Annotated in this window: 7 protein-coding genes and 1 pseudogene; 1 reads left to right on the forward strand and 7 read right to left on the reverse strand. The window is 65.1% G+C overall.

What is annotated here, in order from left to right; genetic code table 11:
- Positions 1-102: 102 nt before the first annotated feature.
- The 4 genes from BJA_RS04510 to BJA_RS04525 all read right to left on the reverse strand — a co-directional run bounded on the left by BJA_RS04510 (position 103) and on the right by BJA_RS04525 (position 6,216).
- Positions 103-1,413, reverse strand: coding sequence for an MFS transporter (locus tag BJA_RS04510; protein WP_039186767.1), 1,311 nt, complete (start codon positions 1,411-1,413; stop codon positions 103-105).
- A gap of 195 nt (positions 1,414-1,608) precedes the next feature.
- Positions 1,609-3,051, reverse strand: a complete 1,443-nt coding sequence (locus BJA_RS04515; protein ID WP_011083712.1) for a sigma-54 interaction domain-containing protein — start codon at positions 3,049-3,051, stop codon at positions 1,609-1,611.
- A 261-nt stretch (positions 3,052-3,312) separates the two neighbouring features.
- Entirely contained in the window at positions 3,313-5,046 is a 1,734-nt protein-coding gene (locus BJA_RS04520; protein WP_038965180.1) for a putative bifunctional diguanylate cyclase/phosphodiesterase, read from the reverse strand.
- A 198-nt stretch (positions 5,047-5,244) separates the two neighbouring features.
- Positions 5,245-6,216 carry a sensor histidine kinase gene (locus tag BJA_RS04525; protein ID WP_011083714.1) on the reverse strand — a complete coding sequence of 324 codons (972 nt, stop codon included), beginning with the start codon at positions 6,214-6,216 and terminating at the stop codon, positions 5,245-5,247.
- Positions 6,217-6,395: 179 nt separating this feature from the next.
- Between BJA_RS04525 and BJA_RS04530 the strand changes: the two genes are divergently transcribed.
- On the forward strand, positions 6,396-7,235 hold the full coding sequence (locus BJA_RS04530) for an SDR family NAD(P)-dependent oxidoreductase (protein ID WP_011083715.1): 840 nt from the start codon (positions 6,396-6,398) through the stop codon (positions 7,233-7,235).
- A 106-nt stretch (positions 7,236-7,341) separates the two neighbouring features.
- Here the strand turns inward: BJA_RS04530 and BJA_RS04535 are convergent, their stop codons facing one another.
- The 3 genes and pseudogenes from BJA_RS04535 to BJA_RS04545 form a co-directional block, all read right to left on the reverse strand.
- Entirely contained in the window at positions 7,342-8,718 is a 1,377-nt protein-coding gene (locus BJA_RS04535) for a cytochrome P450 (protein WP_038965184.1), read from the reverse strand.
- A gap of 142 nt (positions 8,719-8,860) precedes the next feature.
- On the reverse strand, positions 8,861-10,096 hold the full coding sequence (locus BJA_RS04540; protein WP_011083717.1) for an LLM class flavin-dependent oxidoreductase: 1,236 nt from the start codon (positions 10,094-10,096) through the stop codon (positions 8,861-8,863).
- 350 nt (positions 10,097-10,446) lie between these two features.
- A pseudogene (locus BJA_RS04545) lies at positions 10,447-11,311 on the reverse strand (FAD-dependent oxidoreductase).
- Positions 11,312-11,350: the final 39 nt, after the last annotated feature.

The following is an 11,350-nucleotide window of genomic DNA, read 5'->3' on the forward strand; positions in this document are numbered from 1 at the left end:
CGATCCCTGGACGGTATGCCGTCGTTGCTGTGCGTCGATCCTAGCGCGGGGAGCAGGCCCGGAACAGGCTGCTCCTCGCGACAAGAGGTATCGTCAGGACGTTCAGGACTGCACTATCTTGCGTGTTTCGGTGGCGAAATAGACCGACACGACGGTGATGATCGCCAGCGCGATCATGTAGAGCGAGATCGGCCAGGTTGCCGGCGCGTACGCCGTCATCAATCCCGTCGCGATCAGCGGCGACAATGCGCCGGCGAAGATCGAGGCGAGGTTGTAGCCGAGCGAGACGCCGCTATAGCGCACCTTGGTGCCGAACAGCTCCGACAGGAAGCTCGCCTGCGGGCCGTACATCGCGGCGTGACCGACGGCGAGGCCGAGCACGATCGCGATCCAGGCATATTGCGGGTTCTTGGTCGAAAGCAGCATGAACAGCGGGAACGACATCAGCGCCGAGAACACCGCGCCGAAGATGTAGATCGGCCGCCGCCCGAGCCGGTCGGAGAGCGCGCCGAAGGCGGGAATGGTGAAGGTCTCGATCGCCGCGCCGATCAGCACGCCGTTGAGCATGTCCTGCTTGTTCATGCCGAGCGATTGCGTCGCATAGGCGAGCACGAAGGTCGCGTAGATGTAGAAGAAGCCGTTTTCGGCAAAGCGCGCGCCCATCGCGAGCAGGATGTTCTTGGGATACATCCGGATCGCCTCGAGGATCGGCATCTTGACCTCTTGCTTGGTGTCCTTGACCTTCTGGAACTCCGGCGATTCCGCGATGGTGAAGCGAATCCACAGGCCCACGAGCACCAGCGCGATCGAGAACAGGAACGGGATGCGCCAGCCCCAGGAAAGAAGCTGTGCGTCGGTCAGCATCGCGGACACCACCGAGAACACCAGCGTGCCGAGCACGAGACCGAGCGGCGCCCCGAGTTGCGGCCAGCTGCCGTAGAATCCCTTCTTGTCCGCGGGCGCATGCTCGACCGCCATCAGCACCGCGCCGCCCCATTCGCCGCCGAGGCCAAAGCCCTGGATCAGCCGGCAGGTCACCAGCAGGACCGCGGCCCAGATGCCGGCGGTCTCGTAGGTCGGCAGGAAGCCGATCGCGGCGGTCGCCGCGCCCATGATCAGCAGGGTCAGATAGAGCATGGTCTTGCGGCCGATCTTGTCGCCGTAGTGGCCGAACACGACGCCGCCAAGCGGACGCGCGATGAAGCCGAGCGCGTAGGTCGCGAACGCCAGCAGCGTTCCCATCATGGGGTCGAAGGTCGGGAAGAACAGCTTGTTGAAGATCAGCGCCGCGGCGGTGCCGTAAAGGAAGAAGTCGTACCACTCGATGGCTGTGCCGATCAGGCTCGCGGTGGCGACGGTCACGTGCGAGGGCTGTCTCGCCTCAAGCTGATGGACTGAGATCGCTTCACTCATCTTGCGTCCTCCCTGGTTGCGAATGCGCATGTGCAGCATGCGTCATTGTGCAGGGCGAAGAGCAAGCTCCGCGCCAGATGCCGCAGGTTTGCGCAGAATGGCTGAAAACCCAGCAGTTTCAGCGCCCGCCCCGGGACAGAGCGGCAGCGCGCCGTGTCTGGAGTCCGAGACTCCGGACACGCGATGTCTCGCAACTCAGACGGATGCGGCTCCCGAGGCGAGGCCGAACTTGGCGAGCTTCTTGTAGAAGGTCGCGCGCGAGATCTGGAGCATCTTGGCGGCCTCCGAGATCTGGCCGTTGCTGGCGGCGAGCGCCTGTTCCAGCGTGTGCTTCTCGAACTCGGCCTCGGCTTCCGCATAGGGCAGGACGAGGCCGGCCGGCCGCGATGGTGCCGTGGGCACCGTCTCCGCGCCGACGGGGAGAATGCGATCGAAATCGTCGCTGGTGAGGCGTCCCGAATCGCTCAGGATCAGCGCGCGTTCCAGGATGTTGCGCAGTTCGCGGACATTGCCGGGCCAGCCATAGCGCGCAAGCGCAGCCAGACCGCTCGGCGTGATCCTGGCATTGAGGTAGTCGCCGGATGCGCTGATGTCTTCGAGCAGCCGTCCGCAGATCTCGGGCAGGTCGTCCAGGCAGTGGCGCAGGGGCGGCAGCTCGATCGAGAGCACGTTCAGCCGGTAGTAGAGATCCGCCCGGAATGTCCCCTCGCTGACCCGCTTGTGCAGGTCGACATTGGTGGCCGCAATCACGCGCACGTCGACCCTGGTGACCTTGTCGGAGCCGAGTGGCTCGATCTCGCGCTCCTGCAGCACGCGCAGCAGCTTGGCCTGCAATTGCAGCGGCATCTCGCCGATCTCGTCGAGAAACAGCGTGCCCCCGTCGGCGATCCGGAATTTTCCGTCGCGACCCTTGCGGTCCGCGCCGGTATAGGCGCCCGGCGCGGCGCCGAAGAACTCCGATTCGATCAGCGTATCCGGGATCGCCGCGACGTTGACGCTGACGAACGGCTTTTCGGCGCGGGCGGAGGCGTTGTGGATGGCCTGCGCCAGCATCTCCTTGCCGGTGCCGGTCTCTCCGGTGAGCAGAACGGTGACGCTCTGGCGCGCGGCGCGCGCTGCAAGCTCCTTGGCCTGTGCGATGCCGGCGGTTGCACCGACATAGTCGTCGAAAGTGAACCGGGCGGCGCGCGCATGCGACAATTGCCGCCGCGCCAGCCGCAGATCGTTTTCGAGCTGGGCGACGCGACCGAGCAGCGGCTTCAGGCCCTCGAGGCGGTCGTAAAGCACGAAGCCGATCGCGCCGATGATATTCCCCTTCTCGTCCTCGATCGGCATGCGGGTTACGACGAGTTGCTCGCCGCCGAGCTCCATGATGTCGAGGATGATCGGTTCACCCGTTTCCACGACCCTGCGCATCAGGCTGTTGGGGATGACCTCCTCGATCGGGCGGCCGAGCGCCTCGGATTCGTGCGAGAGGCCCATCGCAGTGACGTATTTTTCGTTGACATACACCACGCGTCCGCTGCGATCGATCGCGATGGCGCCCTCGCACAGATGCTCCAGCCGCTCGAACAGCGTCTCCATGGCGCGTGCGCGGATATAGGCGGGATCGCTGACGACGGAAGAGGGACCGGACATGGCGTGCCTCGCGGGAAGCCCGCCTGTTTATTACCAAAAGGGCAGCAATTTCAAAGGGGAGAATTGGCGCTGGCTTCGCGACCCATTCTCGGTCGTCGTCCTGGACAAGCGAGCAAAGCGAGCGCCGATCCAGGACCCATTACCCCAGGAAGCTGTTTGGCGAAGACTCGTGGTCACCATCCCGCGCCACGGCACCTGCCTGGGGTAATGGGTCCTGGCCTTCGCCAGGACGACGGCGGTGTTTGTTGCGCCGCTGTCGCCCTACCGCCGATACCCGCCCGCCCGCGAATAGCCGTGTCGGTTCTGCTGCATCGGGCGGCTGGCCACGCTGGCGCGGGACTCGCTGGCGACGGGTGTTGCGAGCTTCAGCTCCTCCAGGAAGATCGGCCGCGAGAAATAATAGCCCTGCGCGTAGCGGATCTTGGTCGCGGCCTGCAGGTAGGCGAGCTCCTCGTAGGATTCGAGGCCCTCGGCGATCACGGTCATGCCGAGCGCTTCGCTCAAGGATTCGATCGCGCGCAGGATGCCCTGGCTGCGCGGCCGCTTATGGATGTCGGTGATGAAGGAGCGGTCGATCTTGATCTCGTCGGCCGTGATGTCGGCGAGCGCCGAGAGCGAGGAATAACCGGTGCCGAAATCGTCGATCGAGATGCCGACGCCGAGCTTGCGGAACATCGGCAGGATTTCCGACTGGAAATGGCTTTTGGCGACGAAGGCCTCTTCCGTCAGCTCGATCATGAAGCGTTGGGGAAAGCCGGTGTTGTCCAGCGCCTGCGCGAAGCTGCGCATGAACTCGGGATTGCCGGCCTGCCTGGCGGCGACGTTGATGCTGATGGAGGCGTCCGCGCCGAACGTGTCGTTGATCAGGTCGATCGACTTGACGATCTCGGCGAGCACGAGATGGGTCAGCTCGTCGATCAGTCCGAGCTCGCCGGCAAGGTTGATGAACGAGCCCGGCGCCTGGATCACGCCTTCGTCGTCGCGCAGCCGCACCAGGGCCTCGATGCCCTTCACGGCCTGCGTGCGGATGTCGACCTTGGACTGGAACGCGCAGCAGAAGCGCTTCTCCAGGATGGCGAGCCGCAGCGACTGCTCGATCTTGGTGCGCGCCAGCGCCTCGCGCTCCATGCTGGCGTCGAAGAAGGCGGCCGATCCCTTGCCGTCGTTCTTGATGCGGTACATCGCGATGTCGGCGTTCTGACGCAGCATCTCGAAGCTGCTTCCGTGATCGGGATAGATGCTGATGCCGACCGAGGTCGAGGCGAAGACCTCCGAATGGTCGATGAAGAACGGCGCGGTCAGCCGCTCCAGCGTCGCTTGCATGAATTCGGCGACTTCCTCCTGGCCCTGGATCGGGGAGAGCAGCAGCAGGAATTCGTCGCCCGAGATGCGCGACAGCATGTCGGAATCGCGCAGGTCGCGCCCGAGCCGCTTCGCCAGCTCGACCAGCAGCGCGTCGCCGACGGCGTGGCCGTAATAGTCGTTGATGTGCTTGAAATTGTCGACGTCGAGAAAGGCGAGCGCGAAGCGCTCGCCGCCATCGCGCGCGAGCAGGTTGTTGGCGCGGTGCTCGATCACGCGCCGCGAGGGCAGGCCGGTCAGCTCGTCGAAATAGGCCGAGCGGAACAGCTGGTCCTCGAAATTCTTCTGCTCGGTGATGTCGGAGGAGGCGGAGATCAGGAGCTCTCGTCCGGCGAGGCGAACGGGGCGATGGGTCGTGAGCAGCACCTGGCGCGCCGCGCCGTCGTGCAGGGCTTCCTCGGTGACGACCGCCTGGCCGGCGCTCAGCGCCCGGCGGCAGGCTTCCCGGCGCGGCGTCAGATCGGGCGAGGGACGGCTGCCGTCCATGCCGAGCTGCGCCGCTGCGGCATCGTTAACCAGCAGAAGCTCGCCATGGGCGTCCTGAACGGTCAGGCCGGCCGGCAGCATTCTAACGATTTCCTTGAGGAATCCGAGTTCGGCTTCGCTCGCGCCGGAATATCTGTTGTCGTTCATAGAAGTCATGAATCTTGTTGTTTCAGCGCGCCTTTGCAATGGACGCGATCTTGCGTGGTTCCCTCTTAAGTTTGGTTAAGGGGTCCGGAGAAATACGGTGGTGTCTTGCGGCGATGCGGCACGCGCGCCGATCGTCATTAACAGAGGGTCAATGCGCCCAGCGAAATCGCGAGCGGAGCGCGCGGGTCTGCTTTCGCTTTAGCGGCTTTCGCCTTGGGGGATGCGGCATTGCATGATGCAATGCAGCCCGGTCTTCAGATACGAGATCTCGGTCCTGCCATCGAAGGCGGAAAGCGCCGATTTCAGCAGCTTGGTGCCGAAGCCAGGCTCGGACACCTTGTCCACGGTTGGCCCCTCGGTCTCGTCCCAGGTGATGGTCAGGCGATCGTCGCTGACGGTCCACGACACCTGCAGCAGACCGCGCGGCGCAGAGAATGCGCCGTATTTGCCTGCATTGGTAGCGAGCTCGTGAAACATCAATGACAGCGTGACCGCGAGCTTCGCCGGCAGGAACAGCCGGTCGCCGTTGAGGGTGAAGCGGACGTGGCCGTAGGGGCCGAGCTCCGAGATCAGGAGATCGCGGATGTCGCAGCCGGCCTTGTCGATCCGCGAGATCAGATCGTCGGTTGCGGCCAGCGATCGCAGCCGCGGATCGACCCGGGCCCAGACCTGCGGCTGGTCATGCAGCACCTGGTGAATCACGGCGTGCACTGTCGAGAGCTTGTTCTTCAGCCGGTGCTGGAGCTCGTCGACCAGCAGCTTGCGATAGTCTTCTTCCTCGATCAGGCGCTTGGAGATCCGGCGCTGCTCCGCCAGCATGGTGCGGTAGTGCTCGACGCCCCAGATGGTCAGCGCGCTCACGGCCCAGTAGAGCGCCAGCAGGGCAAAACGCGCGCGATCGGCAAGCGCATCGCTGAAATTCACGACGACGCCGAGCACGCCGCCGACGATCGCCGTCACGATGCCGATCCGGAAGCCTCCGAACGCGGCGGCAAAGAACACGGCCGGAAAGTACGGGGTGAAGTAGACGTCGGGCCGCACTTGCGCGAGGCCCCAGCGCGCCAGCGTCGCAACGAGCAGGCAGGCCACCGCAAAGGCAATGCTCAAGCCGAGCGACGGAGGTGCCGCGCCCTGCCAGCCCTTGCGGAATTCGTCGATCAGCTTCTCCATGCGCCGCCCGGTTGCGAGGTGCGTTCGTTGCGAATGTTACGCATCTCGCCAGCGCAAGCAAAGCTTGCCTTGTCGGGAGCCGGCAGGAATAGTGACCGTCGCGGTGCCGACTGTCGCGGCGCCGTCGTCGATCGGTATCCGCCATTTGGCGTCAAGAGGTTCGAAAACAGGGACATTCCATGGGCAGGCTGGACGGAAAGGTCGCGGTGATTACGGGTGCGACGAGCGGGATCGGATTGCGGACCGCTGAAGTCTTCGTTGCCGAAGGTGCCAAAATTGTGATCGCGGGGCGGCGCCTACCGGAAGGCGAGGCGCTGGCGAAGCAGCTCGGGGCCAATTGCATCTTCCGCCAGACCGATGTGACGGTCGAAGCGCAGATGCAGGCGCTGATCGCGCTCGCGGTAGACAAATTCGGCCGGATCGATTGCCTGTTCAACAATGCCGGCGGGCCGGCGCAGACCGGCGGCATTGAGGGCCTCGAGGTCGAGCGCTTCGACGCGGCGATGGCGACGCTGGTGCGCAGCGTCATGCTCGGCATGAAGCACGCCGCGCCCTACATGAAGAAGCAGGGGTCCGGCAGCATCATCAACAATGGCAGCATCGCTGGCCGGCTCGCCGGCTTCTCCTCGTCGGTGGTTTACGGCGCGGCCAAGGCGGCGGTGATCCATCTCACCAAATGCGTGGCGATGGAGCTCGGCGAATCCAACGTCCGCGTCAACTCGATCTCGCCCGGCGCGATCGCGACCGGCATTTTCGGCAAGGCGCTTGGGCTGGCGACCTCCGCCGCGGAGAAGACGCCGGCGGTGATGCGCGAAGTCTACAAGACCGCCCAGCCGATCCCGCGCGCCGGCATTCCCGACGACATCGCCCATGCCGCGGTGTTCCTGGCGAGCGACGAATCCAGCTTCATCAACGGCCACGACCTCGTCATCGACGGCGCCATCACCGGCGGCCGCAACTGGAGCCAGCAGCAGCAGGGGTATGTGGCGCTACGCAAGGCGTTCGATCAGGGGGCGTAAGGCGGCCCAGCTATTTGCTGTCATTCCGGGGCGCACGAAGTGCGAACCCGGAATCTCGAGATTCCGGGTTCGCACTTCGTGCGCCCCGGAATGACGGTGTTTGTCATCACACCGCCTTCACCCGCACCTTCAACCCGTCCCGCGGCTTCGGGATCGGCCACATCTGCCAGTCCGGCTTGTAGCCCGGCGCCAGCGACACCTCGATGTTCTGCAGGAAGTGCCGGGCAAAGCATTTGGCCTGCATGTAGGCGAAGTGCAGGCCGAGGCACATATGCGCACCGCCGCCGAACGGCACCCAGGCGAAGCGGTGGCGGTTGCGCTGGGCCTCCTCGGTGAAGCGCAGCGGATCGAAGCGGTCCGGCTCCGGCCAGATGTCCTTCATGTGATGCGTATAGAGCGGATTGACGCCGACCGCGGTGCCGGCGGGAATCCTGAAACCCTTGAAGGTGAAGTCGCGCATCGCGCGGCGCGGCATCGACGGCACCGGCGGCTTGATCCGCAGCGCTTCCTTGAACGCCATTTCGGACAGCGGCATCTTCTCGAGATCGTCGAAGCTGCTTGGCGCGCCCGGGGCGAGCCCGAGCGCCAGAACCTCGGCGCGCAGCCTGTCCTGCCAGTCCGGGTTTGCGGCGAGCTCGCCGATGAAGGAGGTGAGCGACGAGGTCAGCGTGTCGTGCGCCGCCATCATCAAAAAGCTCATGTGGTCGATGATGTCCTGCTCCGACAGCAGCGCACCGTCCTCATGGGTGGCCCGGCAGAGCTGCGAGAACAGATCATCGCCGCCGTGATTGCCGCGGCGGAGCGGAATCTGCTGGCGGAAATAGGCGACGATGCGCTTGCGGCCCGCGACACCGCGCGCCATCTGCGTGCCGGGCAGGGGACGGCGGATCGGCGCGACGGCGGCCGCGACCATGTCGACGAAGGCGCGGTTGATCTCGTCGACCTCCGGCCCGATATCGGCGCCGAGAAAGGACGCGGCGGCGAGATCGAGCGTGAGCTGCTTCATCGCCGGATAGAGCTGCATCTCGCCGGGCTTGGCCTTCCACTGCGCGACGCGCGCGGAAATGCCGCGGTCGAGGTCGCTGAGATAGGATTTCATCGGTCCGGACTTGAACGCGACCGACAGCGCCTTGCGGTGCAGCCGGTGCTCGTCGAAATCGAGCAGCATCAATCCGCGCGGAAACAGCAGGCCGAGCACCTTGTTCCAGCCGTGCGTCGACGAGAACAGTTTTTGCTGGTCGAACATCACGAGCTCGTTGGCTTCGGGTCCGAGCAGCACGACATTGGTCTCGCCGAAGACATGGGTGCGGTAGACCGGGCCGTATTTGGCGCCGTTCGCCTCGATATGCCCCTTGGGGTCGGCCAGCACCTGGAAGGTCTTGCCGATGACCGGCCAGCCCTCGTCGCCCGGGATGTGCGTCAGCTCGTTACGCCTGGGGGCGGTGAACTGAAGCGCAGGGGCGGCCACATTCTGCATCGACATGACGAGTGCTCCGGTTGGCTGACCGAACGGACATCGCGCGACCGCAACTTTATTGCGGCCTGCGCCAGCTGACCGGGGCAGCATAGCACAGGGCGATATCGCTTGCTTGACATCGTGGTTACACGTGTAACGCCAACGAGCCCTACCGCTTCGCCGCTTCCTTCTGCAGATCCGGGGCGTTGACGGCGGGAATGGCGACGCGGCCGGGTCCGGTGACCTTCAGCGCTTCGGCAGCCTTCTCGTTCTCCATGATCTTGGCCATCACGGCCTGGCCCGCGCGTTCGAAGATCGCGCGGTTCTCGATCACGAATTTTTGCGACTTGCGGAGGCCATCGATATAGCCGTTGATCTCCGGCACGACATAGCGCGCGACCAGGTCCCAGCTCCGGCGCGTGTTCTCCGGGTTGGCCCAGTCGTGCACGAAGCCGATCACGGCGCCGACGCCGCCGGAGACCTGCATCACGTTCTTGATCATTTTCACGAGGTCGTCGGGCGTGCCGATGACGGAGGCGGCGCCCTCGACGAAGGCGGTCTTGTCCACGGCTTCGTCGGGCGAGGTGAACGCGGTGAGGCCCGGCCGCTGCAGCGTGCCGACATTATATTCGTTGTGCCAGCGCATCAGGCCGGCGCCGGCCTCGCGGCGGGCCTGCTCGCGGGTCTCGGCGACGTGCCAGGTCAGGAGCACGCGCCAGTCGGCGCGATTCACCGTCGTGCCGTGCTTCCTGGCGGCATCCTCGGCGAACTGCCATTGCTGCTGGAGCGACATCAGGCCCTGTGTCGTCATCGAGCCCAGCGAGATGATGCCGATGCCGTATTTGCCGGCGAGCGTCATGCCGGAGGGCGAGATCTGCGAGGCGACCACGAACGGCATTTCCTCCTGCAAGGGCAGGAGCTGGAGCGCGGCATCGTTCATGGTGAACCAGTCGCTCCTGGCGGTGACGCGCTCGCCGTTGAACAGGCGGCGGATCACGCCGATCGCCTCGTCCTGGCGGTCGCGCTGCGTCATCGGGTCGATGCCGAGCGTGTGCGCGTCGGAGGCGAGCGCACCGGGACCGGAGCCGAAGATGGCGCGGCCGCCGGTCATGTGATCGAGCTGCACCATGCGCTGGGCGACGTTGAAGGGATGGTGATAGGGCAGCGACACCACGCCGGTACCGAGCCTGATCCGCTTGGTGCGCTCGCCGGCCGCGGCCAAAAACATCTCGGGCGAGGCGATCATCTCCCAGCCGGAGGAATGGTGCTCGCCGCACCAGAACTCGTCATAACCGAGCGCGTCGAGCTGCTCGACCAGGTCGAGGTCGCGCCGGAACTGGAGCATCGGATGCTCCCCGATCGGGTGATGCGGGGCAAGGAAGGCTCCGAACTTCAGGCGCGCCATGGCGTTCTCTCCGGCTGGATTTTTTGTTTGTTGAGACGGTGAGGCTACGTGCCCGATGGCGCGAACGCAATCGCGCGATGTCCCGCGCGGCGGAATGCAGGCATGCGCTCATCTTCTCCCTCTCCCCGCTTGCGGGGAGAGGGTCGGGGTGAGGGGGAGTCTCCGCGGGGACGGAGGCAGTGGGGTTTCGAGATGCCTCACGCCGTCATTGCGAGCGCAGCGAAGCAATGACGTGTCGAGGGGGCGTCGTTCCAATGGACAGTCGACTCGCGGAGACTCCCCCTCACCCGGAATTCAAACTGCGTTTGAATTCCGGCCTCTCCCCGCAAGCGGGGAGAGGCGAAGGAAGATCACCGCGTCATCCTGTTCCACGCATCCAGGCCGGCGATCTTGTACGCCTCCGCCAGTGTCGGGTAGTTGAACGTGTTCTGGATGAAATAGTCGATGCCGCCTTTGAGGTTGAGCACGGCCTGGCCGATATGGATCAACTCGGTAGCGCCTTCGCCGAGGATGTGCACGCCGAGCAGGCGGCGCGTCTTGGTCGAGAAGATCATCTTCATCATGCCGCTGTTCAGCCCCATGATGTGGCCGCGCGAGGTCTCGCGGAAGCGGGCGATGCCGACCTCGTAGGGAATGCCGCGCGTGCGCACCTCTTCTTCGGTGAGGCCGGCGGTCGAGATCTCCGGCACCGAATAGATGCCGTCGGGAAAGAACTCCGGCGGCGCCAGGGGCTCCATGCCGAGCGCGTGACAGGCGGCGACGCGGCCCTGCTCCATCGAGGTCGAGGCGAGGCTCGGAAAGCCGATCACGTCACCGGCCGCGTAGATGTGGGGCACGCTGGTCTGCAATGTCACGGGATCGACCGTGATGCGCCCGCGTTGATCGACGGCGATGCCGGCGGTCTCGAGGTTGATGCTCGAGAACCTCGACCTCGTGATCGAGGGTTTTCTGCAGCCGCGTCATCAAATCGCTTGCCGCGATGTCCTGCTTCACCCGGTAGGAGCGGCCGTAGAAGCCACGCTCGCGCCAGCCGGACAGATTGAGCACGGTCTCGCGCAGGGTTTTGGAGGGAATGGTGCCGGTGTGGACGGAGACGCCGCCGACCCGCCGGCCCTTCTCCACCACCAGCACCGCCTTGCCGAGCTTGGCGCATTGCACTGCGGCCCGGCGCCCCGACGGGCCCGAGCCGATCACCACCATGTCGTAGTCGTACATCGGAAGACTTCCGAACCCCGCGAGACCAGCGGGAACCGA

The sequence above is a fragment of the Bradyrhizobium diazoefficiens USDA 110 genome, from assembly GCF_000011365.1.
GTDB classification, from domain to species: domain Bacteria; phylum Pseudomonadota; class Alphaproteobacteria; order Rhizobiales; family Xanthobacteraceae; genus Bradyrhizobium; species Bradyrhizobium diazoefficiens.